At 72.3% G+C, this 24,819-nt stretch carries 25 protein-coding genes; 20 read left to right on the plus strand and 5 right to left on the minus strand.

Annotated features, from left to right (window positions below; all coding sequences use genetic code 11):
* Positions 1–3 precede the first annotated feature (3 nt).
* The 5 genes from K1X13_RS06895 to hemB are packed head-to-tail and all read left to right on the plus strand — an operon-like array spanning position 4 to position 5,831.
* Positions 4–768: a redox-sensing transcriptional repressor Rex gene (locus tag K1X13_RS06895; RefSeq protein ID WP_221024208.1), complete on the plus strand. Its 765-nt coding sequence runs from the start codon at positions 4–6 to the stop codon at positions 766–768.
* Positions 765–2,057, plus strand: coding sequence for a glutamyl-tRNA reductase (locus K1X13_RS06900; protein WP_221024209.1), 1,293 nt, complete (start codon positions 765–767; stop codon positions 2,055–2,057). Before K1X13_RS06895 ends, K1X13_RS06900 begins: the two co-directional genes overlap by 4 nt.
* Entirely contained in the window at positions 2,057–3,031 is a 975-nt protein-coding gene (gene hemC / locus K1X13_RS06905; protein WP_221024210.1) for a hydroxymethylbilane synthase, read from the plus strand. The genes K1X13_RS06900 and hemC overlap by 1 nt, the downstream gene beginning before the upstream one ends.
* Positions 3,028–4,854, plus strand: a complete 1,827-nt coding sequence (locus K1X13_RS06910; protein WP_372450673.1) for a bifunctional uroporphyrinogen-III C-methyltransferase/uroporphyrinogen-III synthase — start codon at positions 3,028–3,030, stop codon at positions 4,852–4,854. The genes hemC and K1X13_RS06910 overlap by 4 nt, the downstream gene beginning before the upstream one ends.
* On the plus strand, positions 4,854–5,831 hold the full coding sequence (hemB, locus tag K1X13_RS06915) for a porphobilinogen synthase (RefSeq protein WP_221024211.1): 978 nt from the start codon (positions 4,854–4,856) through the stop codon (positions 5,829–5,831). Before K1X13_RS06910 ends, hemB begins: the two co-directional genes overlap by 1 nt.
* A 30-nt stretch (positions 5,832–5,861) precedes the next feature.
* Here hemB and K1X13_RS19620 read toward each other — a convergent pair whose 3' ends face one another.
* A complete protein-coding gene (locus tag K1X13_RS19620; protein ID WP_221024212.1) occupies positions 5,862–7,109 on the minus strand; it encodes a lytic transglycosylase domain-containing protein in 1,248 nt (415 codons plus the stop codon).
* 357 nt (positions 7,110–7,466) lie between these two features.
* Here K1X13_RS19620 and hemL point away from each other — a divergent pair, with 357 nt between their 5' ends.
* From hemL to ccsB, 6 genes are all read left to right on the plus strand, one after another.
* Positions 7,467–8,732 carry a glutamate-1-semialdehyde 2,1-aminomutase gene (hemL, locus tag K1X13_RS06925; RefSeq protein WP_372450684.1) on the plus strand — a complete coding sequence of 422 codons (1,266 nt, stop codon included), beginning with the start codon at positions 7,467–7,469 and terminating at the stop codon, positions 8,730–8,732.
* Positions 8,732–9,415: a histidine phosphatase family protein gene (locus tag K1X13_RS06930; RefSeq protein WP_221024214.1), complete on the plus strand. Its 684-nt coding sequence runs from the start codon at positions 8,732–8,734 to the stop codon at positions 9,413–9,415. Before hemL ends, K1X13_RS06930 begins: the two co-directional genes overlap by 1 nt.
* A gap of 2 nt (positions 9,416–9,417) precedes the next feature.
* Positions 9,418–10,002, plus strand: a complete 585-nt coding sequence (locus K1X13_RS06935) for a TlpA disulfide reductase family protein (RefSeq protein ID WP_221024215.1) — start codon at positions 9,418–9,420, stop codon at positions 10,000–10,002.
* 62 nt (positions 10,003–10,064) lie between these two features.
* A complete protein-coding gene (locus K1X13_RS06940) occupies positions 10,065–10,772 on the plus strand; it encodes a cytochrome c biogenesis CcdA family protein (RefSeq protein WP_221024630.1) in 708 nt (235 codons plus the stop codon).
* A 1-nt stretch (position 10,773) separates the two neighbouring features.
* Complete coding sequence (resB, locus tag K1X13_RS06945; protein WP_221024216.1) at positions 10,774–12,402, plus strand: cytochrome c biogenesis protein ResB; 1,629 nt, start codon at positions 10,774–10,776, stop codon at positions 12,400–12,402.
* Between the two features lie 2 nt (positions 12,403–12,404).
* Positions 12,405–13,490 carry a c-type cytochrome biogenesis protein CcsB gene (gene ccsB / locus K1X13_RS06950; RefSeq protein ID WP_221024217.1) on the plus strand — a complete coding sequence of 362 codons (1,086 nt, stop codon included), beginning with the start codon at positions 12,405–12,407 and terminating at the stop codon, positions 13,488–13,490.
* Positions 13,491–13,546: 56 nt separating this feature from the next.
* Here ccsB and K1X13_RS06955 read toward each other — a convergent pair whose 3' ends face one another.
* Positions 13,547–13,882, minus strand: a complete 336-nt coding sequence (locus K1X13_RS06955) for a hypothetical protein (protein WP_221024218.1) — start codon at positions 13,880–13,882, stop codon at positions 13,547–13,549.
* A gap of 81 nt (positions 13,883–13,963) precedes the next feature.
* On the opposite strand from K1X13_RS06955, the gene K1X13_RS06960 reads away from it, so the two are divergent.
* The 5 genes from K1X13_RS06960 (at position 13,964) to K1X13_RS06980 (ending at position 17,672) form a co-directional block, all read left to right on the plus strand.
* The gene (locus tag K1X13_RS06960) at positions 13,964–14,239 is read left to right on the plus strand and encodes a DUF4229 domain-containing protein (RefSeq protein ID WP_221024219.1); all 276 of its coding nucleotides are present in this window, start codon (positions 13,964–13,966) and stop codon (positions 14,237–14,239) included.
* Positions 14,240–14,296: 57 nt separating this feature from the next.
* Positions 14,297–15,421 (plus strand): L-cysteine desulfhydrase Cds1, encoded by a 1,125-nt coding sequence (gene cds1, locus K1X13_RS06965; protein ID WP_221024220.1) that lies wholly within the window; start codon positions 14,297–14,299, stop codon positions 15,419–15,421.
* A 193-nt stretch (positions 15,422–15,614) separates the two neighbouring features.
* Positions 15,615–15,938 carry a YciI family protein gene (locus K1X13_RS06970; RefSeq protein ID WP_221024221.1) on the plus strand — a complete coding sequence of 108 codons (324 nt, stop codon included), beginning with the start codon at positions 15,615–15,617 and terminating at the stop codon, positions 15,936–15,938.
* On the plus strand, positions 15,935–17,167 hold the full coding sequence (locus K1X13_RS06975; RefSeq protein ID WP_221024222.1) for an RNA polymerase sigma factor: 1,233 nt from the start codon (positions 15,935–15,937) through the stop codon (positions 17,165–17,167). The genes K1X13_RS06970 and K1X13_RS06975 overlap by 4 nt, the downstream gene beginning before the upstream one ends.
* Positions 17,168–17,378: 211 nt before the next feature.
* Complete coding sequence (locus K1X13_RS06980) at positions 17,379–17,672, plus strand: hypothetical protein (protein ID WP_221024223.1); 294 nt, start codon at positions 17,379–17,381, stop codon at positions 17,670–17,672.
* A 167-nt stretch (positions 17,673–17,839) separates the two neighbouring features.
* On the opposite strand, the gene K1X13_RS06985 is transcribed toward K1X13_RS06980, so the two are convergent.
* Positions 17,840–18,292, minus strand: coding sequence for a VOC family protein (locus K1X13_RS06985; RefSeq protein WP_221024224.1), 453 nt, complete (start codon positions 18,290–18,292; stop codon positions 17,840–17,842).
* Between the two features lie 232 nt (positions 18,293–18,524).
* Here K1X13_RS06985 and K1X13_RS06990 point away from each other — a divergent pair, with 232 nt between their 5' ends.
* Positions 18,525–18,917, plus strand: coding sequence for a hypothetical protein (locus tag K1X13_RS06990; RefSeq protein ID WP_221024225.1), 393 nt, complete (start codon positions 18,525–18,527; stop codon positions 18,915–18,917).
* Positions 18,918–19,131: 214 nt separating this feature from the next.
* Here K1X13_RS06990 and K1X13_RS06995 read toward each other — a convergent pair whose 3' ends face one another.
* On the minus strand, positions 19,132–21,246 hold the full coding sequence (locus K1X13_RS06995) for a hypothetical protein (protein ID WP_221024226.1): 2,115 nt from the start codon (positions 21,244–21,246) through the stop codon (positions 19,132–19,134).
* Between the two features lie 219 nt (positions 21,247–21,465).
* Here K1X13_RS06995 and K1X13_RS07000 point away from each other — a divergent pair, with 219 nt between their 5' ends.
* Positions 21,466–22,503, plus strand: a complete 1,038-nt coding sequence (locus tag K1X13_RS07000; protein WP_221024227.1) for an iron-containing redox enzyme family protein — start codon at positions 21,466–21,468, stop codon at positions 22,501–22,503.
* Positions 22,500–22,745 carry a CDGSH iron-sulfur domain-containing protein gene (locus K1X13_RS19625; protein WP_308249435.1) on the plus strand — a complete coding sequence of 82 codons (246 nt, stop codon included), beginning with the start codon at positions 22,500–22,502 and terminating at the stop codon, positions 22,743–22,745. Before K1X13_RS07000 ends, K1X13_RS19625 begins: the two co-directional genes overlap by 4 nt.
* Positions 22,746–22,809: 64 nt before the next feature.
* On the opposite strand, the gene K1X13_RS07010 is transcribed toward K1X13_RS19625, so the two are convergent.
* Complete coding sequence (locus K1X13_RS07010; RefSeq protein ID WP_221024228.1) at positions 22,810–23,685, minus strand: 1,4-dihydroxy-2-naphthoate polyprenyltransferase; 876 nt, start codon at positions 23,683–23,685, stop codon at positions 22,810–22,812.
* A gap of 53 nt (positions 23,686–23,738) precedes the next feature.
* Here K1X13_RS07010 and K1X13_RS07015 point away from each other — a divergent pair, with 53 nt between their 5' ends.
* On the plus strand, positions 23,739–24,791 hold the full coding sequence (locus tag K1X13_RS07015; protein ID WP_308249436.1) for an AMP-binding protein: 1,053 nt from the start codon (positions 23,739–23,741) through the stop codon (positions 24,789–24,791).
* Positions 24,792–24,819 lie beyond the last annotated feature (28 nt).

Below are 24,819 nucleotides of genomic sequence, written 5' to 3' on the forward strand. Positions count from 1 at the left end.
ATCGTGACCTCAGGACGCAGCAGCCGCGGAGGGGCCCCCACCACCGAGGGTGTCTCCCGGACGGCCTCTGCCAAGGCGCCGGAGCGGGGTATCCCCGAGGCGACGGTGGCCCGGCTCCCCGTCTACCTGCGGGCCCTGATCACGCTGTCCGACCGCGAGATCGCGACCTGCTCCAGCGAGGAGCTCGCGGCCGCCGCCGGCGTGAACAGCGCCAAGCTCCGCAAGGACCTGTCCTACCTCGGCTCCTACGGGACCCGCGGCGTCGGGTACGACGTGGAGTACCTGCGCTACCAGATCGCCCGCGAGATCGGCGTGACCCAGGACTGGCCGGTCGTCATCGTCGGCATCGGAAACCTCGGCCACGCCCTCGCCAACTACTCCGGGTTCAGCTCGCGCGGCTTCCGCATCGTCGCCCTGCTCGACAGCGACCCCGCCCGGCACGGCGAGCCGCTCGGCGACCGCTTCATCCGCGACTTCGCCGACCTCGAGACGATCGTCCGCGAGCACGACGTGGCGATCGGGGTCATCGCCACCCCCGCCCATGCCGCGCAGGACGTCTGCGACCGCCTCGTGGCCTGCGGTGTGACCAGCATCCTCAACTTCGCACCGAGCGTCCTCTCGGTGCCCGAGGGAGTCGACGTGCGCAAGGTGGACCTCTCCATCGAGCTGCAGATCCTCGCCTACCACGAGCAGCGCAAGTCCGCGGCGTACGACGCCGACGCGCTGACGGAGCCGGAGATCGCCGCAGCGGTCGTGGAGTCCGCATGAGCGTCCTCGTCGTGGGTGTCTCCCACAAGACCGCGCCGGTCTCGGTGCTCGAACGTCTCGCGCTCGACGCCGACGGCGTCGCCAAGCTCGTGCGCGAGGTCATCGACTCCGACCACGTGCTCGAGGCGACCGCGCTCGCGACCTGCAACCGGATCGAGGTCTACGCCGACGTCGACCGGTTCCACGGCAGCGTCGAGACCGTCTCCCGGCTGCTCTGCGAGCGCGCCGGCGAGAAGCCCGAGGACGTCGTCCCGCACCTGTACGTCCACTACGACGACGGCGCCGTCTCCCACCTCTTCGGGGTCGCGGCCGGCCTCGAGTCGATGGTCGTCGGCGAGGGCCAGATCCTCGGCCAGACCCGCGACGCGCTGCGCGTGGGGCAGGAGCACGGCACCATCGGCCCCTCGCTCAACCTGCTGTTCCAGCAGGCCCTGCGGGTCGGCAAGCGCGCCCACGCCGAGACCGACATCGACCGCGCCGCGCCGTCGCTGGTCAGCGTCGCCCTCGAGCGCGCCACCGAGCACGTCGGGCCGCTGGCCGGCAAGCACGTGGTCGTGATCGGCGCCGGTGCCATGGCGAGCCTCGCCGTGTCCACGGTCAGCCGGTTCGGCGCCGGGGACGTCGTGGTCGCCAACCGCACCGACTCCAACGCCTCGCGGCTCGCCGAGCAGTACGGCGGCCGGGTGGTGCCGCTCGCCGACATCGACGAGGCGATCGCCGCCGCCGACGTCCTCATCTCCTGCACCGGCGCCGCCGGCGTGGTGCTCCCGCTGGCACAGATCGCCGCCGCCCGGGTGCACGCCACCGACCCGCTCGCGGTGATCGACCTGGCACTCCCGCACGACGTGGACCCGGCCGTGGCGGAGCTGCCCGGCATCTCGCTGATCGGCCTGGCCCGGCTCGCTGCGGAGGTCCACGACAGCGACACCGCGAACGACGTCACCTCCGTGCGCGACATCGTGTCCGAGGAGATCCAGGCGTTCCTCTCCGCCCGCCGGTCCGCGAGCGTCACCCCGACCGTCGTCGCGCTGCGCACCATGGCGACCGGGGTCGTCGACGCCGAGCTGGACCGGCTCGTGAGCCGGCTGCCCGAGCTGGACCCCGACGTCCGCGCCGAGGTCGAGCTCGCGATCCGCCGCGTCGCCGACAAGCTGCTGCACCAGCCGACGGTCCGCGTGAAGGAGCTCGCCCACGAGACCGGTGCGGTCTCGTACGCCGCAGCGCTCGCCGAGCTGTTCGCGCTCGACCCCGAGGCCGTGGACGCCGTGACCCGGGCGGAGGGAGTGTGATGACCGAGACGACCGCCACCCCCACCACGCCGTCGCAGACCGCGGAGGTCCCGCTGCGCGTGGGCACCCGCGCCTCGCTGCTCGCCCGCACCCAGAGCGAGCAGGTCGCGGCGCTGCTGCGTGAGGCGCTCGGCCGCGAGGTCGTGCTGGTCGAGGTGACCACCGAGGGCGACATCTCCGCCGCCCCGCTCGCGTCGATGGGCGGCGCCGGGGTGTTCGTCAGCGCCCTGCGTGACGCGCTGCTCCGCGGCGACGTCGACCTCGCGGTGCACTCGCTGAAGGACCTGCCGACCTACCCGCAGGAGGGCGTCACGCTCGCCGCCGTACCGCCGCGGGAGGACCCCCGCGACGTGGTGGTGGCACGGGACGGGCTCACCCTCGGCGAGCTGCCGGCCGGCTCGACCGTCGGCACCGGCTCGCCGCGCCGGGCCGCGCAGCTCGCGGCGCTCGGCCTCGGGCTCGACGTGGTCGACATCCGCGGCAACGTGGACACCAGGATCCGCAAGGTGACCTCCGGGGAGCTCGACGCCGTCGTGCTCGCCCGGGCCGGGCTCGCCAGGATCGGCCGGGTCGACGAGGCCACCGAGGTCCTCGACCCGTTGCAGATGCTTCCCGCACCCGGGCAGGGTGCACTGGCAGTGGAATGTCGCAGTGACGAGGAGTTCCTGGCCGACCAGGTGCGCCTCGCGCTCGACGACGACCGCACCCGCGCAGCCGTCACGGCTGAGCGGACCGTGCTCAACGTGCTCGAGGCCGGCTGCTCCGCGCCGGTCGGGGCGCTCGCCGAGATCGCCGAGGGCGACCACGGCGACGAGCTGTGGGTCCGCGCGGTCGCCCTGTCGTACGACGGCGCCGTCGCCGTACGACGCTCTGCCACCGGCACACCCGACGACGCTGTCGGAGTGGGCCAGCGCCTCGCAGCAGAGATGCTCGAAGAAGGCGCAGACACACTCATCAGTGAGCGCGTGTCATGACCGCACGGCCGAACCAGACCAGCAAGAAGGCGACTGTGAGCAAGACCGCTACCAAGACCGCAGCCACCCAGAGCGTCGAGACGAGCACCACCTCGCCGGCGCCGAAGAAGACAGCTGCCGCGTCGGCGGCGGGTGCGGCGACCGCTCCCACCGTGGAGAAGGCCGCGCCCAAGCCGTCGGCGCCCGTCGGCTACGTGTCGTTCGTCGGCAGCGGGCCCGGGGACCCCGAGCTGCTGACCGTGCGTGCCGTCGAGCTGCTGCGCGAGGCCGAGGTCGTCGTGACCGAGGTGCCCTCGCACATCGAGCTCGTCCGCACCCTGCTCGGCGTCCCGGCGCCGCGGGTGGTCGTCGACGAGGACGGCAACCCGGTGGGCGAGGAGCCGGCCGGCGGACCCGAGTTCGTCGACGGCGGCTTCGGCCAGGACGGCCAGCCGCTGACCCACGCCGCCCGCGCGAAGGTCGTGGTCAAGCAGGCCAAGTCCGGCCGCCGCGTGGTCCGGCTGATGGCCGGCGACCCGTTCGTCTACGCCTCCGGCCCCGAGGAGGCCCAGGCCTGCGTGAAGGCGGGCATCGCCTTCGAGATCGTGCCCGGCGTCTCGTCGGTCACCGCGGTCCCGGCGTACGCCGGCATCCCGCTGACCACCAAGAACAACCGCGAGATGGCGGTGGTGACCTGCTCCGACGCGAAGGTCGACTGGTCGCAGTACGCCGACAACCGCACCCTGGTGCTGCTGTCCGCGGTCAACTCCATCGCCGACATCGCCAAGGCGCTCGTCGACGCCGGCCGCTCCGCGGACACCCCGGTGTCGATGACCCGCGTCGGCACCACCACCGAGCAGTCCACCGTGGTCTCCACGCTGGACCGGATCGCCGCCGACGCGCGCGCCGCGAAGATGAGCCCGCCCGCGATCACCGTGGTCGGCGACGTGGTGGACCTGCGCGGCGCACTGTCCTGGTTCGAGACCAAGCCGCTCTTCGGCTGGCGCGTGCTGGTGCCGCGCACCAAGGAGCAGGCCGGCTCGCTCTCCTCGCGGCTGCGCGGCTACGGCTCGGTGCCCGAGGAGGTGCCGACCATCTCCGTCGAGCCGCCCCGGAACCCGCAGCAGATGGACAAGGCGATCCGCGGCCTGGTCGAGGGTCGCTACGAGTGGATCGCGTTCACCTCGGTCAACGCGGTGAAGGCGGTGCGCGAGAAGTTCGACGAGTACGGCCTCGACGCCCGTGCGTTCTCCGGCCTCAAGATCGCCGCGGTCGGCGAGAAGACCGCCGCCGCGATCGCGGCCTGGGGCCTGCGCGCCGACCTGGTGCCCGGCGGCGAGCAGTCCGCCCGCGGCCTCCTCGAGGACTGGCCGCCGTACGACGAGGTGCTCGACCCGATCAACCGGGTCTTCCTGCCCCGCGCCGACATCGCCACCGAGACCCTCGTCGCGGGTCTCCTCGAGCTGGGCTGGGAGGTCGACGACGTCACCGCCTACCGGACGGTGCGCGCGACGCCCCCGCCGGCCCCGACCCGCGAGGCGATCAAGTCCGGCAAGTTCGACGCGGTCGTGTTCACCTCGTCCTCGACCGTGCGGAACCTGGTCGGCATCGCCGGCAAGCCGCACGCCTCGACGATCATCGCGGTGATCGGCCCCGCGACGGCGAAGACCGCCGAGGAGCACGGCCTGCGGGTCGACGTCCTCGCGCCGTCGCCGTCGGTGGAGGACCTCGTCGACGCGCTCGCGGACTTCGGCGCCTCCCGTCGCGCGGCCCTGCTCGAGGCCGGGCAGCCGGTGACCAAGCCGTCCGACCGTCGTCCCTCGGCGCGCCGCAAGGCCACCTGATGCCCTTCCCCGAGGTGCGTCCGCGCCGTCTGCGCCGGACGCCGGCCCTGCGGCGCCTGGTCGCGGAGACGAGCCTCGAGCCGCGCCGGCTGGTGCTGCCGGTGTTCGCCCGCGAGGGCGTGAGCGAGCCCATCCCGATCGGCAGCATGCCGGGCGTGGTCCAGCACAGCCGTGACTCGCTGCGCCGGGCCGCGAACGAGGCCGCCGAGCTCGGGCTGGGCGGGATCATGCTGTTCGGCGTCCCCGAGACCAAGGACGCCACGGGCAGCTGCGGGCTCGACCCCGATGGCGTGCTCAACGTCGCCATCCGCGACGTCGTCGGCGAGGTCGGCGACGCGCTGCCGGTGATGAGCGACCTGTGCCTCGACGAGTTCACCGACCACGGCCACTGTGGCGTGCTCACGCCCGAGGGTGCGGTCGACAACGACGCGACGCTGGCCGTCTACGCCGAGATGGCGGTGGCCCAGGCCGCCGCGGGCGTCGACGTGGTCGGCCCCAGCGGGATGATGGACGGCCAGGTCGCGGTGATCCGGCAGGCGCTCGACGCCGCGGGCCACCAGGACGTGGCGATCCTCGCCTACTCCGCGAAGTACGCCTCGGCCTACTACGGCCCCTTCCGCGAGGCGGTGGACAGCTCGCTCAAGGGCGACCGCCGCACGTACCAGCAGGACCCCGCCAACGCCGACGAGGGCGTGCGCGAGGCGCTGCTCGACGTGGACGAGGGCGCGGACATGGTCATGGTGAAGCCGGCGCTCGGCTACCTCGACGTGCTGCGCGCGGTCCGCGAGGCCGTGGACGTGCCGGTCGCCGCCTACAACGTGTCCGGCGAGTACGCCATGGTCGAGGCGGCCGCGGCGAACGGCTGGATCGACCGCGAGGCCACGATCCTGGAGTCGCTGACCTCGATCCGCCGGGCGGGCGCGGACATCGTGCTCACCTACTGGGCGAGCGAGGCCGCGCGCCTGCTCCGCGGCTGACGGACCACCCCGGCGCCGTGACGCAGGGGGTCAGCCCAGCTTGTCGGCGATGCAGGCGTCGAGGTTCAGCGCGAGCACGCCCTCGGCGATGCACTGGGCCTCCGCCTCGGCGTAGCTCAGCGTGCCGCCGGTGGCCTCGTCGGTCGGCTTCGTGACCTTGTCGGTCGTGTCCTCCACCGTGCCGGTGGTGTCCTTGACGGTGTCCTCCACCGCGTCCTTCGTGGACTCCACCGGGTCCTTGGTCGGCTCTTCGGGGACCGGGTCGGGCGCCACCTCGTCGGTGCCGCCGTCCGGGGTGCTGCCGCCCCCGTCACCGCCGTTGTCGCCGACGGTGCCGCCCCCGGACCCGCCGGAGGAACCGGACGTGCTGCCGCCGCCGGCCGTGCCCTTGCCGCCCGTCTTGCCGCCGCGCGTGCCGGCCGGAGCGCCGACGGCGCTCGGGGTGCTCGGCGAGAAGACCGTGGGGGCGGCGATGCCGTTCGGGACGGAGCTGAAGTCGCCGTCGAGGTAGGCGTTCATGATCGAGATGACCAGGTCGACGTACTCGGAGCTGTGGTTGTAGCGGTACACCGCCGCCTTCTGTCCGCCGTACGTCGCGAGGTCCTCGTCGCCGGAGCACAGGTAGACCGCGGTCGCGAGCGCCGCGTCGTCGATGTCCTGGGGGTCGCGCGTGCCGTCGCCGTCGCCGTCGACGCCCACCACGGCCCAGGTGCCGGGGATGAACTGCATCGGGCCGACCGCACGGTCGTAGACCTGGTCGTCGTCGAACCGGCCGGCGTCGCTGTCGCGGATCTCGGCGGTGCCGTTGCTGCCGTCGAGCGGGATGCCGTAGATGCCGGGGGTGCTCTTGCCCTCGTCGGTCAGCGTGTTGCCGCCGTACCGGCCGTGGTCGGACTCGACCCGGCCGATCGCGGCGACGAGCTGCCAGGACAGGTTGCAGCCGGGGTCGGCGGCGTTGATGACCTGCTCCGCGCGCTGGTAGGCGGCCAGGGCGGCGGAGGGGATGCCGTTGGTGGAGGAGCTCGCGATGATGCTCGCCCCGCCGCCCTCGGGGACGCCGGGGGCGATCGACCCGGGCTGGCTGACGCTGGCGGGGGCCTCGAGCGCCTCGGTGGGCACGGTGGTGCCGTCGGGGAGCCGGCTGGGTCCGTCGGTGGCGGCGGTCGCGCTGCTGGTGACGGCCAGGCTCGTGGTCCAGGCGCCCGACAGCAGTGCCAACGGCACGAGGGCCGTCGCCTTCTGCCAGCTGCTCAGCCGCTTGTGTGCCTTGTGAGACATGCGGTCTCTCTCCCCATTTCCCTGATCGTGCCCGGGTCCCCAATACCCGAGATCTCCCTCACGTACACCAACGAGCGGGCGGGCCGCAGGTTACGCACCGGTAGCCGACGTGTCGCCGGGGTCCCGGCGTGTCGGGTGGAGCCGCGCGGGGGGCGCGGTGTAACGGGCTTTGAGCAGTCTCACAGGACCGGGGCGGCCCCTCGATTCGTCTGCGCGCTCCGGCTCGGGGAGAATGGCCGGGTGAACTCCGCCAGTCCCCAGCACCCGTCCGCCCCGCAGCCGGCCCGGTCGACGGCACAGTCGACCGCTGGGTCCGCAGCGCTCTTCGAGCGGGCGCACGCGGTCACCCCGGGAGGCGTGAACTCGCCGGTCCGGGCGTTCAACGCCGTGGGCGGCACGCCCCGCTTCATCGAGAGCGCCCGCGGCGCCTACCTCACCGACGTCGACGGCAACGAGTACGTCGACCTCGTGTGCAGCTGGGGGCCGATGCTGCTCGGGCACGCACACCGCGACGTGCTCGCGGCCGTCGCCGAGGCCGCGGCCCGCGGGACGTCGTACGGCACCCCGACCCGGCCCGAGGTGGAGCTGGCCGAGGAGATCGTCGCCCGCACCCCGGTGGACAAGGTCCGCTTCGTGTCGTCGGGCACCGAGGCCACCATGTCCGCGATCCGGCTGGCCCGCGGCTTCACCGGTCGGGAGCTGGTCGTGAAGTTCGCCGGCTGCTACCACGGCCACGTCGACTCGCTGCTCGCCTCCGCCGGCTCGGGGCTGGCAACGTTCGCGGTGCCCGGCACCCCCGGCGTCCCCGCGGCCTCCACCGCGGCCACCCTGGTCCTGCCCTACAACGACGTCGAGGCGGTCCGTGCGGCGTTCGCCGAGCACGGCGACGACATCGCCTGCGTGATCACCGAGGCCGCCCCCGGCAACATGGGCGTCGTCCCGCCGGCGCCGGGGTTCAACGCGTTCCTCGCCGAGACCTGCGCCGCGCACGGCGCGCTGTTCGTCAGCGACGAGGTGATGACCGGCTTCCGGGTCACCCGCTCCGGCCAGTGGGGCCTCGACGGCGCCGTCGAGGGCTGGCGTCCCGACCTGGTCACCCTCGGCAAGGTGATGGGCGGCGGCTTCCCGGCCGCGGCCTTCGGCGGCCGGGCCGACGTGATGGCGATGCTCTCGCCCGAGGGGCCGGTCTACCAGGCAGGCACGCTGTCGGGGAACCCGGTCGCGACCACGGCGGGCCTCGCCACGCTGCGCCTGGCCACCGACGACGTCTACGCCCACATCGACAAGGCGTCCCTGCTGCTCCAGGAGGCGGCCTCCGCCTCCCTGCGCGAGGCGGGCGTCCCGCACCTCGTGCAGAGCACCGGGAACATGTTCAGCGTCTTCTTCGTCGAGGAGGACGTGACGTCGGTGCCGAACTTCGAGGTCGCCGGCACGCAGCGCGTGGACCGGTTCAGGGCGTTCTTCCACGCGATGCTCGAGCAGGGCGTCTACCTCCCGCCGAGCGCCTTCGAGTCGTGGTTCCTCTCCGCGGCGCACGACGACCGCGCGCTCGACAAGATCATCTCCGCACTGCCCGCCGCCGCCCGCGCGGCCGCCGCCGTACCGACCCCCCAGGGAGCCTGATGAAGACCGTCGTCCACCTGCTGCGCCACGGTGAGGTCTACAACCCCTCCGGCGTCCTCTACGGCCGCCGGTCCGGCTACCACCTCTCCGACCTCGGAAAGCAGATGGCCCAGCGCGTGGCCGACACGGTCGGCGACCGCGACATCACCCACGTGGTCTCCTCGCCGCTGGAGCGGGCCCAGGAGACCGCGGCACCGCTCGCGGTCGCCCGGGGCGTCGACCTCGCCACCGACTCGCGCGTCATCGAGTCCACCAACGTCTTCGAGGGCGAGACCTTCGGCGTGGGAGACGGCGTGCTCCGCCAGCCGCGCGCCTGGCGCCACCTGTGGAACCCGTTCAGGCCCTCGTGGGGTGAGCCCTACAAGGAGATCGCCGCGCGGATGATGGCCGCGGTGTTCGACGCCCGCGACGCCGCCGAGGGGCACGAGGCCGTCGTGGTCTCCCACCAGCTGCCGATCTGGATCACCCGGCTGCACGTGGAGAACCGGTCCTTCCTGCACGACCCGCGCCGGCGGCAGTGCACGCTGTGCAGCCTGACCTCGCTCACCTTCGAGGACCACAAGCTCACCACGGTGCGCTACTCCGAGCCCGCCGCCGACCTGCTCCCGCTCAAGGACCGCAAGGCGCCGTTCTCGGCAGGCGGCGCTCCCGCGGACGAGAAGCCCCCGGCCGCGGGAGCCTGAGCGTGACCTCTCGCTCCCGTCGTACCGCAGCCGCCCTCGCCGCACTGGTCGCCAGTGCGGTGCTCGGCGCCTGCTCGAACGAGGTGGGCAGCTCCGGCGACGCGGGCTTCGTGTCCGGCGAGGGGATCATCACGCGGCTGCCGGTCGACGAGCGCGCGACGCCGGGGGAGGTGTCCGGCGAGACGATCGACGGGAAGCCGATCTCGCTCGACGACTTCGCCGGTCGGACCGTCGTGGTCAACGTCTGGGGCTCGTGGTGCGCGCCCTGCCGCTCCGAGGCGCCGGACCTGGTCGCGGCGTCGAAGGAGCTCGCCGACGACGACGTGGCCTTCCTGGGCATCAACTCCCGCGACCTCGACCAGGTCGCGGCGCGGGCGTTCGTGCGCCGCTTCGAGGTGCCCTACCCGAGCATCTACGACCAGCGCGGCCGCACCCTGCTGGCCTTCCGCGACACGCTCCCGCCGAACTCCATCCCGAGCACCGTGGTCATCGACGACCAGGGCCGGGTGGCGGCCAGCGTCCTCGGTGAGGTCACCAGGAGCACGCTCGTCGGCCTGGTCGAGGACGTCCAGGCGGAACGGGGCTGATCGCGGTGCCTCTTCCCCTGGAACTCGGTGACTGGTTCGCCAGCACCGCGCTCTCCGGCTCGATGCTGCTCGCCGTGCCCGTGGCGCTCGCGGCCGGGCTGGTCTCGTTCTTCTCGCCGTGCGTGGTGCCGCTGCTGCCGGGCTACCTGTCCTACGCCACCGGGCTGTCCGGGGCCGACCTGGAGTCCGCGCGCCGCGGCCGGATGGTGCTCGGCACCTCGCTGTTCGTGCTCGGGTTCTCCGCGGTCTTCGTGGCCCTCGGCACCGCCTCGGGCGCGCTGGGGGACTGGCTGATCGTCTACTCCCGCGAGATCAGCGTCGTGCTCGGCGTGCTCACGATCCTGGTCGGTATCGCCTTCCTCGGCTTCATCCCGTGGATGCAGCGCGACGTGCGCGTGCACAAGGTGCCGTCGGTGGGTCTCGGCGCCGCGCCGCTGCTCGGCGTGCTGTTCGGCCTGGGCTGGACGCCGTGCATCGGCCCCACGCTGTCCGCGGTGCAGGTGCTCGCCTTCCAGGAGGCCACGGCGGGCCGAGGCGCGCTGCTCAGCCTCGCCTACTGCCTCGGGCTCGGCGTCCCGTTCATCCTGGCCGCGCTGGCGTTCCGCCGGATGCTGGGCGCGGTGCACTGGGTGCGCCGGCGCCAGGTCTGGGTCACCCGGCTCGGCGGGCTCATGATGGTCGCGGTCGGCGTCCTGCTCGTCACGGGCGTCTGGGACCTGTGGGTCGCCTACCTCCGCGGCTGGATCGGCTCCTACGCGGTGGCCGTGTGACATGACCGCCCCCGCCGCACCTCCCTCCTCGCCCCCTGCGCTGACCCCGGTGGAGCTCGGCCGCTGGGCGTGGCGCCAGCTGACCTCGATGCGTACGGCGCTGATCCTCCTGTTCCTGCTCGCCCTCGCCGCGGTCCCCGGGTCGATCGTGCCGCAGCGCGACATCGACGCGATCGCGGTCGGCCGGTGGCAGGACTCCCACCCCGAGCTGACGCCGGTCTACGAGAAGCTCGGGCTGTTCTCGGTCTACGACTCGGTGTGGTTCAGCTCGATCTACATCCTGCTGATGATCTCGCTCGTCGGCTGCATCCTGCCGCGCACGCGGGTGTACTGGCGCGGCATGCGGGCCCGGCCCCCGAAGGCGCCGCGGAACCTCGGGCGGCTGCCCGAGTCCCGGTCGTTCGCGGTCGACGTACCGCCGGCGTCGGCGCTGTCCGCCGCGCGGGAGGCGCTGCGCAGCCGGCGCTACCGGGTCGACGTGCACGAGGGCGACGCCGGGCGCGGGGGGTCGGTGGCCGCGGAGCGGGGCTACCTGCGCGAGGCCGGGAACCTGCTCTTCCACGTCTCCCTGCTCGTCGTCCTGGTCGGCTTCGCGATCGGCAGCCTGTGGGGCTACAAGGGCGGCGTCATCGTCGTGAACGGCCAGGGGTTCTCCAACTCGCTGAGCCAGTACGACGACTTCGCGCCCGGCGCGCTGTTCGGCCCCGACGACCTCTCGCCGTTCGAGTTCACCGTGGACGACTTCCGGGTGAAGTTCCTCGAGTCGGGGGAGCAGGCGGGGATGCCCACCGAGTTCTCCGCCGACCTGACCTACACCGAGCGGCCGGGCGCACCCGAGAAGAAGTACGACCTCGCGGTCAACCACCCGCTCAGCCTCGACGGCGGCTCCGTCTTCCTGGTGGGGCACGGCTACGCGCCCCGCGTGACGGTCCGGGACGGCGAGGGCAACGTCGCCTACCAGGGGCCGTCGATCTTCCTGCCCCAGGACTCGTCGTTCGCGTCGTTCGGCGTGATCAAGGTGCCCGACGCGCTCCCCGAGCAGCTCGGCTTCGAGGGCCTGTTCCTGCCGACGTACGGCTTCTCGATGGAGCGCGGGCCGTACTCGCGGTTCCCGGACGCGCTCGACCCGGTCCTGTCGCTGCTGCCCTACCGCGGCGACCTGGGCCTCGACACCGGGGAGCCGCAGTCGGTCTACGAGCTCGACAAGGACAAGCTCGACGTGTTCGAGAAGGACACCGGCGCCGACTTCCGGCTCGACATCGCCCTCGGCCAGACCAAGCAGCTCCCGAACGGCGCCGGGTCGATCACCTTCGACGGCGTGGACCGGTGGGTGAAGCTGCAGGTCAGCGACAGTCCCGGCAAGCGGATCGCCCTCGGCGGCGTCCTGCTCGCCATCACCGGCCTGCTCGGCTCGCTGTTCATCCGCCCGCGCCGCGCCTGGGTGCGGGTGCGTGAGGAGGACGGGCGTACCGTGGTGGAGCTGGCCGGACTGGACCGCAGCGCCGGCGGCGACCTGGGGGACGAGGTCGACGAGCTCGAGAGGCGCCTGCGGGAGCGTCTCGCGGCAGGAGCTCTCCCCGACCCCGACGCCAGTCCCGTCACCACCGGCACCAACCCCCGGAAGGAGTAGCCGTGAGCACGGCTGACTTTGCGGCCTTCAGCAACAACGCCATCGCGTTCGCGTCGGTGGTCTACGTCTTCGCGTTCGTGGCCCACCTGGCCGAGTGGGCGTTCGCGCGCTCCGTACCGGTGACGGCTCCGGCGGGTTCCTCGGCGGTCGCCGCCGCGGAGCCGGTCGCGGTGGGGACGTCGGGCGCGCCGGTCACCTCCGGGGTCGACACCCCGGGCGGTGCCGCGGGTGCGTCGTACGACAGGCGCGCCGACGAGGGCCGCGCGGAGGACGGGCGCGCCGGACGCGGGCCGGACGCCGGGGAGCTGTCCGGGCGCGCGCTGAGCGTCGAGAAGCTCGGCCGGATCGGCGTCGCGCTGACCGTGCTCGCCGCGCTGCTCCACCTCGCGGGACTCGTCACCCGCGGCCTCGGGTCGGACCCGGTCCGGGTGCCCTGGGGCAACATGTACGAGTTCTCGGTGGCCGGCGCCTTCGGCGTGACCCTGATCTACCTCGTGCTGCTGCGGAAGTACGCGCTGCGCTGGATGGGCGTCCTCGTGACCGCGTTCGAGGTCGTCGTGCTCATGCTCGCGGTGCTGCTGCTCTACGTGCCGGCCGGGCCGCTCGTGCCCGCGCTGCACTCCTACTGGCTGGTGATCCACGTGGTCGCCGCCGTGATCGGCGCCGGCGCCTTCGCCGTGGGCGCGATGGCCTCCGCGCTGTTCCTGGTGAAGGCGCGGGCGGAGGCCCGCGGCACCCTCCGGACCACCGGGTACGTCGCGCGACTGCCGGAGTCCTCGGTGCTCGACCGGATCGCGTACCGCGTGCACGCGTTCGGCTTCCCCATCTGGACGTTCGCCGCGCTCGTGGCGGGACCGATCTGGGCGGAGTACGCCTGGGGACGCTACTGGGGCTGGGACCCCAAGGAGGTCTGGGCGTTCATCACCTGGGTCGTCTACGCGGCGTACCTGCACGCGCGGGCGACCGCCGGGTGGCGGGGCAAGGGCGCGGCGGTGATCGCGCTGATCGGGTTCGCGACGGTGCTGTTCAACTTCGTCGGGATCAACCTGTTCGGCTCAGGCCTGCACTCGTACTCCGGCCTGGACTGATCCGGACCCGCAGCGGAGGACCGTGTGCGACGGTCCCCGTCCGAGCGGGGACCTGACTACTCGGGGCGGTGCTGCTGGTCCGCCTCGGAGTCGTCGGGGCGGGGCGCCTTGGGCTCCTCGGGGGCCTTGTCGGCCGGCTTCGGCGGGACCGGGCCGGGCTGACCGGGCGGCGTGGCCTCGGGGCCGGGCTGCTTCCCGCGGGACGCGCGGCGACGGCGCCGCTCGAGCTCGCGGAGGAAGTCCTCGTCGTCGTCGGGAGCGACCGCGCGCCGGGGCGGCTGGACGGTCCTCCGACCGGCGCTCCGCTTCCGGCTCCTGCGGCGCTCGAGCATCCAGAACCCGGCGTACACGACCGCCGCGAAGAGCACGATGACCAGCAGAATCTTTCCCACGGTCCAAGAGTAGGCGCACAGGCAAAGGCCTGCGCGGGGACGGCCAGATCGTCTGCGGAGCGTGACGTCTACCCTGGTGATGTGAAGGAATTCGTGGTCTACACCCTGGCCAGGCTCGGGCTGTTCGTCGCGTCGTACGCGCTGGTCGTCGGGGTCTACCTGCTCGTCACGGGTGGCGAGGCGGTGCCGCTGATCTGGCCGTTCCTGGTCGCGGTCGTGATCTCCGCGGTCGCGTCGTTCTACCTGCTCCGCGGGATGCGGGAGCGGTTCGCGCTCGTGGTCGAGGCCCGGGCGAACCGGGCGTCGCAGAAGTTCGAGGAGATGCGCGCCAAGGAGGACGGCTCCGACCGCACCTGAGTCGGTGCCGCGGGTCGCAGGGACCGGGGGAGTAGCCTCCCGGCGGGAGGGAGAGCCATGGAGTCGCACAAGGACGGATGCTGCACGGTGGCCATCCGCGCGGACCGTGGCGACCGCGCCTGGGTCAACGAGGCAGTCCGGAAGGTCGAGGCGGACAGCAACCGCTCGGCCGACACCCACCTGCACGTGTTCCCGCTGCCGGCGGAGTGGGACGTCGACCTGTACCTCAAGGACGAGTCGGTCCACCCGACCGGTTCGCTGAAGCACCGGCTCGCACGCTCGCTCTTCCTCTACTCGCTGTGCAACGGCTGGATCCACGAGGGCACCACCGTCATCGAGGCGTCCTCCGGGTCGACCGCGGTGTCCGAGGCGTACTTCGCCCGCCTGCTCGGCCTGCCCTTCGTGGCGGTGATGCCGCGGAGCACGTCGCAGGAGAAGATCGACCTCATCGAGTTCCAGGGCGGGCGGTGCCACCTCGTCGACGACCCGTCGGCGATCTACGAGGAGTCGCGCCGGCTCGCCGCCGAGACCGGTGGGCACTACATGGACCAGTTCACCTACGCCGAGCGCGCGACGGACTGGCGGGGCAACAACAACATCGCCGAGTCGATCTACGACCAGCTCTCGCAGGAGCGTCACCCGATCCCGGACTGGGTGGTCGTGGGCGCGGGCACCGGCGGTACGTCGGCCACGATCGGGCGCTACGTCCGGTACCGCCGCCTCGACACCCGCCTGTGCGTGGTCGACCCCGAGAACTCCGCGTTCTTCCCCGGCTGGGCCGAGGACGACCCGGCGTACACCACCGGCTGCGGGTCGCGGATCGAGGGGATCGGGCGGCCCCGTGTGGAGCCGTCGTTCATCCCGTCGGTCGTGGACGCGATGATCCGGGTCCCCGACGCGGCGTCGATCGCCGCGGCCCGGTGGTCCAGCGCGGTCACCGGCCGGCTCGTGGGCGCGTCGACGGGTACGGCGATGTGGGGATCGCTGAAGCTCGTGGCGCAGATGCGGTCCGCCGGGCGTGCCGGGAGCGTGGTGACGCTGCTGTGCGACGGTGGGGAGCGCTACGCGCACACGTACTACTCCGACGCGTGGCTCGGGGAGCAGGGCATCGACGTGGCGCCGTACCTCGCGACGCTGGAGAAGTTCGCCGAGACCGGCGAGTGGGTCGAGCCCCGGGACTGACTGGGTGTTGTCCCTGTTGCCGTTCCGGCGGACGACACGCAGCAGGTGTTCCGGCCCATCCGACGCGACCGGCGTACCAGGAAGTGCTTGAAAGAAGTCCGGGAGGCGGTGTCGGATCGGGGCAGAGGTGTTCGTCGTAGGGGTGAGCGGCCGCCCAGGAGGGGCGCCCCAAAACCACAGGAGATGATCCGAGATGCAGTACCTGGTTTCCGTGATCGACGACGGCACCGGCCTGGCCACCCCGACCGAGGAGGCCGACATCGACGCGTTCAACGACCGGCTCCGGGCCGAGGGTCACTGGGTCTTCGCGGGCGGCCTCGGGTCGCCCGACCCGGCCACCGTCATCGACAACCGGGGTGACGAGGCGGTGTTCACCGACGGCCCCTTCGTGGAGTCGAAGGAGTACCTCGCCGGCTTCTGGATCATCGAGGCCGCCGATCTCGACGTGGCGCTCGAGCTCGCCGCCGAGGGGTCGAAGAGCTGCAACCGGAAGGTCGAGGTGCGGCCGTTCCTGTGAACAGGCTCGAGGTCCGGGAGGCGATCACGCAGGCCCACCACGAGGAGTGGGCGCGGGTGGTCGCCGCCCTGACCAGGCGTTTCGGTGACCTCGACATTGCTGAAGAGGCCGCGGCCGAGGCGTTCGCGACCGCCGTCGAGCGGTGGCCGGCCGACGGCGTACCGCCCAACCCTGGCGCGTGGCTGACCACCACCGCCAACCGCAAGGCCATCGACCGGATCCGGCGCGAGAACAAGCGTGGCGACAAGCAGAAGGAGGCTCAGACGTTGTACGACGACGAGCCGCCCGAGCCTCTGGGCGCCATCGACGACGAGCGGCTCCGGCTGATCTTCACCTGCTGTCACCCGGCGCTCGCGACGGAGACCCGCGTAGCGCTGACGCTGCGCATGGTCGGCGGTCTGACCGTGCCCGAGATCGCCCGTGCCTTCCTGGTGCAGGAGACCACCATGGGGCAGCGGATCACCCGCGCGAAGGCCAAGATCAAGGCGGCTCGCATCCCGTATCGGGTGCCGTCCACGGAGGACCTCCCGGCACGCGTCTCCGGCGTACTCGCCGTCCTCTTCCTCGTCTTCAACGAGGGCTACCTGGCGACCGGACCCGACACCGATCCCGTACGTCACGACCTGACCGCCGAGGCGATCCGGCTCACGCGCCTGGTCCGTGCCCTCATGCCGGAGGACGGTGAGGTGGCCGGGCTGCTGGCACTCATGCTCCTCACCGAGGCCCGCCGCACCGCCCGGGTTTCGCCGAGCGGCGAGCTGGTCAGCCTCGACGAGCAGGACCGCGGGGCCTGGGACGCGGCGCTGATCGCCGAGGGGCATCGGCTGGTGCGCGAGCGCCTGGCCGCCGGGGAAGCTCCGGGGCGCTACCAGATCCTCGCAGCGATCAACGCCGTGCACACCTCCGCCCGCGAGGCACGCGACACCGACTGGTCGCAGGTCGTCGCCCTCTACGACCAGCTCGTCCGCCTCGACCCCTCGCCGATCATCGTGCTCAACCGGGCCGTCGCGGTCGCCGAGCTCGACGGTCCGGAGGTGGCACTGGCGGTCGTCGACCGGCTCGAGGACAGGCTCGCCGGCTATCACGCCTACCATGCGACCCGCGCCGACCTGCTGCGCCGGCTGGGCCGCAGCCAGAAGTCACGCGCGGCGTACGACCAAGCCATCGAGCTCGCGGGCAACACCGCCGAAACCGCCTACCTGACACGCCGCCGCGACCAGCTGGCCTGATGCCTGTGCGGAACCCCGTGCAAGGCGGCGCCCGGCGACGATGAAGTACGCCGCGCCGGGCAGACGGCGGCGTGGTAGGCCAAGTCTCACAAGCAGTCCGCGGCAGGTCAGGACGTCGGTTCGGGCACGTCGTTTTTTGGGGCGAGGCGGAGACGAAGCCCGCTTGACCGGCATACCCTGCAGCCGAAGCCCACCAGCCAAGGACCCCGCCATGACCGAGGCGAACCGCCGCACGCCCGAAGCCATCCTCGCAGCGCACCAACAGACCATTGCAGAGAACCGGCGCCTGGTCGCCCAGGTTCTGCGCTACCTCGCGGTCGTTCTCGTGGCGGTCGCCGGCACCGTCTTCGGGCTCATGATGCTCGCCTACTTGGTATCGGGCGACAGCCGGTACGACCGCGACTGGCCGGGCCGGTACTGGTTCGCGGTACTGCCGCTGCTCGTCGCCGCTGTCGGATTGAAGGCCACCGGGGACAGGGTCAAGAACCCTTCGTCCAATTCCTGACCAAGGCGCGACCGTCCACAGGCACACGCCCGCGCGGATCGCGGCTGCTCCGGACGTTCGACGATGTCGCCCACACGGACAGACTCAGCCATTACCTAGTCGATGCGTCGCACTACCATGCACACTCCCGTGGCTGTCGCGTCCGAGGTGTGCGGTCACACCAAGCCTCACGCCACGCAGAACTCGTTTCCTTCCGGATCGTGCATCACCACGGAGTACCGCTGCAGGGTGTCGGTGTCGATCCTGACCGGATGGTCGACGGTGGCGCCGAGGTCGACCAGTTCGGCAACCTTGGCGTCGACGGTCGCGACGATCTCCTCCATCGGCGCGGAACGGTCGGCCACGAAGATGTCGAAGTGGAACCGGGTCTTGCCGGTCTTCTTCTCCGGCACCGGCTGGAACCAGATCCTCGGCCCTTCGCCTGCCGGATCGACGAGCCTGTCGATGTAGTCGTCCGGGTCCCCGCCGAGATCCTCCTCGGGCACGACGGACTGGTAGTAGGCCAGCCAGGAGTCGAAGCCGTCGGGCGGCGGCTGGGGCACATAGCCCAACAGCGGGGCCCAGAACCGCGCCATCCGCGCCGGGTCGTTCGAGTCGATCGTGAGCTGCCAGGTCACCATGCTGAGAACCTAGACCGGCGCACCGACAGCGTCCGCCTCCCCGGGTCACACCGGGCGATGAGGAGCCCCAGCGCGTTGTCAACGTTCTATCCGCGACATGAGCAACGTTGGGCGGGGTGTTCTGCGGCCACTAGGGCTACGTCGGCGGTTGAGTACGTCCACTCATTGGCATTGTCCGCTCAGCGGCTGCTCCGGGATGCTGACGGAGGGCACCACGTGCCACTCTGTCCGCGTGGAAGGGAATGCACTGAACAGGGAGCCCGGCAGGCAATGGGCATGGCTGATCCCGTGGTTCTCGGGCGGCTTCGCGTCCCTGGTCAGCAACGTCACGGGTGCAGATCGTGTCAGTTTCTTCGTTGTAGGAATGACCGCCGGGACGATCTGGCAACTGTTGTTCCGGCGCGATCTCGCGTCTCGTCTGACCTTCATGGCTGTGGTCGTCACGGTCGGCGTGGTTGCCACCCTGGCATCGCGTCGGGAGTTCGTCTGGGAGGACATGAACACGGCGGGTCTCGGCGCCATCGGGATCTTGCTCGGACTTATCTACACCGAGCACTACCTGCGCTGGCGGGATCGCACGGCGGAACGCCGTCCCACTGAAACCATCGCAGAACCGCGGCGCTGAATCGCCCTAACCGACGCCACCACCCCGGACTGACTCGGTCCCCTGTGCGAACGCCCTGTGATCGGCTACTTGTTGACTGGACGCACGATCGGGCCGTTGCGAGGCTTGGTCGAGGTGTCCGGCGGGACGCTCTTTCTAGCGGCTGCCCACCGGTCGAGCTGGCCAGCTGGCACCGAATGGGGACACGTCCAGTGAGCACGAAGGGCGGATTGAATCAGGCTGCGCCTTCGGTGATGATCAGTGAGAAGTGGGTCTCGAGCGGGGTGACCGTGGCGAGGCCGGCTTCGGTGTCGTCTCTCGCGCCGTCGGTGTGGTCGTTCTGGCCGGTGGCCGACTTGGTCCAGGGGTCGGTGACCTTGCGGGTGCCGGTGTGGTCGACGAGGTAGATGCTGCCGTGGGGTGCGCGCCAGAGGTAGATGCCCGGGAAGGGCTGTTCGACGGCCCAGTTGCCGTGGGTGCGGACCCGGTGATGGAACCGGCCAAGCGGGCCGAGGTTGTCCATCCGGGTCTGCCCGGTGCGCAGTGCGCTCTCGGTGAGCCCGTCTCCGGCGCCCGCTGGCGGGTCGTCATCGCGGGCCGAGGCGTCGCCTGCAGCGGGAACACCGTGCCGGTAGGGCCGGGTGTGGTCGAGGTCCATCCGGCGGCTGGTGTTCGACGCGTACGGGAACACGTCGGCCGGGGTGCGCAGGTGCACCGCCTCGCGGAGCCGGTCCGGGACCTCGTAGGCGTCCACGGCCGCCTGGCCGGCGAGGTCGATCACCGGCTTGATGGTGAACCGGCTGGTCGGGCCGAGGAAGTCCCGGACGTACCGCGCCGAGACCGGTCCCTCGCCCTCCCAGCGGGCGACCCCGTGGCCGGTGGCCAGGGTGTGGTCGGTCAGGTGCACGTACAGGGTCACCGTGGGCAGCAGCCGGGCCCAGTCCACCCCCACCACGTGCCCACGCCCGGCAGCGGGTGCGGGCAGGTCGGCTGGCCGGAACCATGCCGGCTGCGTGAACGGCGACGGGTCCCCTGTCGGTGGCTGTGCGTCGCTGGCCGGTGGTGACGTCGAGCCTGCCAGCGTCGGCCTTGCTCCGCAGGTGGGGCAGGGCAGAGCTGTCCCCTGGCCGGGGTCGGGTGGGTCGTCGGCGTCGTTCTCGCCCGGGTGCAGGTCGCGTTCGCCGAGCCTCGGCGGCCCGGCATCCGGCCCAGACGTCGAGTCCGACCCTGAATCCGAGGTGGTGCTGGATGCCGGACCAGACGCCGGGCCGTCGAACGGCAGCGGCATGTCCTCGTCCTCGTCCGAACCACCGAACGTCGAGCCGCTTGCTCCGGCGTCTGCGCCGGGAGCCGGACCACCGGCAACAGGGACCGGGGCTGAACCGGGTGCGTCGTCGTCCGACGCATCGCAGCCCGGCTCGGTGCCAGCCTCAGACCTGGCTGCGCCCGGCCCGGCTGCGCCCGGCCCGGCGGCGCCCGGACCGGCGGCCTTCGGACCGGCGGTGCTCGGGTCGGACGGGTCGGAACGGGTGTGGCCGGCGCGGCTGTGGGCGTGTTTGTAGGCGGTCAGCAGCTCGACGGCCTGGAGCGGGTTGGCGAGCAGCAGCATCGCCTTGACCCGCAGCTCGTCCGCGTTCTCGGTCTCGCCGAGCGCCCGCAGCGCCTGGCACAGGTAGTCCAAGGTGGCGTCGATCCTCGTGATCACCGCCGCGGTGGACCTCACGTACAGCGTCTTCTGGCCGTGCTCGTTGGACCGGCCGACCTTCGCGAACTGCTCCGCCGCGGCCGCCGCCTCCCGCGCCGCCGCCGCCTCCGGGTCCGCCTCCACGACCCGGGCCTCCAGCACCGTCTCGAACCTCGACCAGGACAACCGGCCGTCGGCGTACTCCGCCACCCCGGCATCGACGAACAACGCCTGCTCGAGTGTCAGGTCCCGGGTCGCCACCGCGACCTTCCGCGCCACCCACGTCGCCACCTCACACGCCATCACGCGGGCCCACAGCCGGGGCAGCCGGTGCCGCACATCGAGGACGTCGGCCAGCAGCGCCCGCGCGGCGTAGGTGGAGATCTCCAGCTCCCCGGCCACCTCCGAGGCGGCGAACTCCCGCACCAGCGGCGTCCCCACCCCACCCAGGGACACGACCCGCTCCATCCCGGTGAACACCCCACCCGCCCCACCCGCCCGGCCCGCCTGGGCCGCGGACCTCTGCCGGGAGTCGGCGTGGCACAGGTCCGCGAAGTGCGCCACGAGCAAGAACACGTCCCGCTCCGCCTCCACCCGGACCCGACGCAACCGAGCCAGCGACGCCAGCGTCCCCGCCGCGTCCTGGTCCTCGATCACCGCCTCCATCACCCCAACCTACGACCGACCACCGACACTTTCCGGCCACCGGGAAGGTCGAAGATCGTCCGACCTCCGCTGTCCGAAGAGCCCGATTCGACCCCCGACGGGCAGATGGGGAGAACCGCGCGGCGCGAGACCTCGAGGCGCCACACGGAGCGGTCGACGGCATGACGGACGGGACGAGGGGTACCTGCGGTGCGACCCGTACCTGCACCAGGAGTGTCCATGCACCTGCCCGCACCCCGTGGCCCGTTGAGCGCCCACCTCGTCGACGTACTCGCCGGCGAGGTCGTGCTCGACGCCACGTCCGTGGCTGCCGCACGCGCGGCAGCCGGCACGTCCGCGCCGCTGACCGACGACGACCTGCACCTGTCGCTGTGGATGCTCTACGAGCTGCACTACCGCGGGTTCGACGGGGTCGACGACGGCTGGGAGTGGGAGCCGCAGCTGCTCGCCGTCCGCCGCGAGCTCGAGACGGTCTACGAGAGAGCGCTCCGCACCGCGTGCCGCAAGGCCGTGGACGCCGGTGTCGCCGCGGCGGGTCCCGACGCCGACCTCCCGGAGCAGCTGTTCGGACTGGTCTCCTCGTTCGACGGGCCCTCGCTCGCCAAGCACCTGCACCGCGAGGCCACGGCCGAGCAGTTCAAGGAGGTGCTGGTCCACCGCAGCATCTACCAGCTCAAGGAGGCCGACCCGCACACCTGGACGATCCCGCGGCTGCCCGACGGTCCCAAAGTCGCCCTGGTGGAGCTGCAGTACGACGAGTACGGCGCCGGCCGCGCGCACCGGCAGCACGCTCACCTCTTCGCCGAGGGCATGGCCACCTGCGGTCTCGACCGGACCTACGGCGCCTACGTGGACGCCGTACCCGGCCTGACCCTCGCCCTGAGCAACGCGATGAGCCTCTTCGGCCTGCACCGCCGCCTGCGTGGCGCGTCCGTCGGCCACCTCGCGGCACTGGAGGCGACCAGCTCGCTGCCGTGCAAGAAGTACGTCGGGGGCATCCGCCGGCTCGACCTGCCCGAGGAGATCGCGGAGTACTTCGACGAGCACGTCGAGGCCGACGCGGTGCACGAGCAGGTCGCGGTCCGGGACATCTGCGGGGCCCTCGTCGAGCAGCAGCCGGAGCTCCGCACGGAGGTCTTGTTCGGCGCCGCGGCGTGCCTGCTCACCGACTCCCTGCTGGCCGAGCACGTGCTCACGAGCTGGCAGCTCGGCCTCGGGTCCCTGCGGCAGCCCCAGCAGACCGAGGCCGTCGCGTGAGTGCGACCGCCCGCAGCATCGCGGTCGGTGAGGGCGAGGTGACGCTCGAGTCCGCGACCGCGGAGGTCACGACGCGCGTGTGTCCGAACGGGCCGGTGCTGGTGCGGGGCGCGGACGCCGTACGCGACGAGGACGGCACGCTGCACCCGGCGACCCGGCCGGTGGTCGCGGTGTGCGCCTGCGCGAAGTCGCAGCGGATGCCCTGGTGCGACGGCACCCACAAGGTGGTTCGGCGCGGCTGACCCGCCGAACGAGTGACGCCTCGACACCTCACGAGTGACGCCTCAACGCCGAACGAGTGACGCCTCAACGAGGGAGCAGGAGGGCGAGGAACAGGACGCCGCCGTAGACCAGCTCGGCGGTACCGGTCCGCTGCAGCACCGGGACGAGCCCACGCCCCGTCGTACCGCTCAGGACGAGCCTCAGCGCGGGCACGGCCGGCACCAGGAACACCACGGCCAGCAGCGTCAGCCACGTGGTCTCCAGGGCCACGCCGACGAGCGCGACGACGGCGAGCCCGACCAGGAACGCGTAGAGGTACCGGGTCCGCTCCTCGTCGAGCACCACGGCCAGCGTCCGCTTCCCGACCTCCCGGTCCGTGGGGATGTCGCGCAGGTTGTTCGCGACCAGGATCGCGCAGGCCAGCGCCCCGATCCCGACCGCGGCGTAGAGCGACGCCAGCGGGAACGACCCGGTCTGGACGTACGTCGTCCCGGTCACCGCGACCAGGCCGAAGAAGACGAACACCATGACCTCCCCCAGCCCCAGGTACCCGTAGGGCTTCTCGCCGCCGGTGTAGAACCAGGCCGCGACGATGCACACCGCGCCCACCAGCACGATCCACCAGGCAGTGGTGACCGCCAGCACCAGGCCGACCACGGCCGCTACCCCGAAGGCGAGGAACGCCGCCCTCCTCACGTGCGCGGCCGTCGCCACGCCGGAGCCGACCAGCCGCAGCGGCCCGACCCGGTCCGCGTCGGTGCCGCGGATCCCGTCGGAGTAGTCGTTGGCGTAGTTGACCCCCACCTGGAGCGCCAGGGCGACCACGAGCGCGAGGGACGCCTTCCACCACACCGCCGAGTCGAGGAACGCCGCCACGCCGGTCCCGGCGAGGACGGGGGCCACGGCCGCGGGGAGGGTGCGCGGGCGCGCGCCTTCGAGCCACTGTGCAGGGGTTGCCATAGCGGTGGATTGTGTCAGGCATAGCGTTGTCTCTCGTGAGCAGCCTTCGACCCGTGCGCGGCACCCCCCGTGAGGTGTACGCACTGCTCTCCGAGTGGCAGGCCGCGCCCCAGGAACCCGAGCCCCTGGTCATCGAGACCTCGGGCTCGACCGGCACGCCCAAGCACGTCGTCCTCTCCCGCCGCGCGATGCGGGCCTCCGCGACCGCGACCGCCCTGCGGCTCGGCGGGCCCGGCCAGTGGCTGCTGAACCTGCCCGCGACGTACGTCGCCGGGGTCCAGGTGCTCTTCCGCTCGCTGCTGTCCGGCATCGACCCGGTGGTGCTCGAGGAGCACGCCGACTTCGCGGCCGCCACCGACGCGATGACCGGCTGGCGGCGCTACGTCTCGCTGGTCCCGACCCAGCTGACCCGGATGCTCGCCTCGCCGCGCGACGTCGAGGCGCTGCGCACGTTCGACACCGTCCTGGTCGGCGGCGCCGCGGTGGAGCCCGCCCTGCGACGGGCCGCGGCCGCCGAGGACGTGCACGTCGTCGCGACGTACGGGATGAGCGAGACCTGCGGCGGCTGCGTCTATGACGGGGTCCCGCTCGACGGGGTCGCGGTCAAGGTGGGCGGCGACGGGCGCGTCCGGATCGGCGGCCCGGTGCTCTTCGACCGGTACAACGGGCAGCCGGGGCTGACCGCGGAGGTGATGGAGGACGGCTGCTTCCTCACCTCCGACCTCGGCCGCCTCGACGATGACGGCCGGCTGCAGGTCCTGGGTCGCGCCGACGACGTGGTGGTCTCCGGCGGCGTCAAGGTCCCCGGGCCGGCGGTCGCGCGCCGCCTCCGGGAGCACCCGCGGATCCAGGCCGCCGAGGTGGTCGGCGTGCCCGACGCCGAGTGGGGCCGGCGGGTGGTCGCGGTCGTGGTCTCCCCGTCCGGCACCCCCGCCCGCAACGTCCCGCCACTGGACGACCTGCGCAACTGGGTCTCCCAGGTCTACCCGCGTGAGTGGGCGCCCCGCCAGCTGGTCCGGGTCGCGGAGATCCCGCTGCTGCCCAACGGCAAGGTCGACCGGCTGGCGCTCGAGCGGGTCGCCGCCGAGGGGACCGGCCGCCCGTGACCGCACCCGCGGCCCGGGAGACGCACGT

The organism is Nocardioides jiangsuensis (assembly GCF_019679455.1).
GTDB lineage: Bacteria > Actinomycetota > Actinomycetes > Propionibacteriales > Nocardioidaceae > Nocardioides_C > Nocardioides_C jiangsuensis.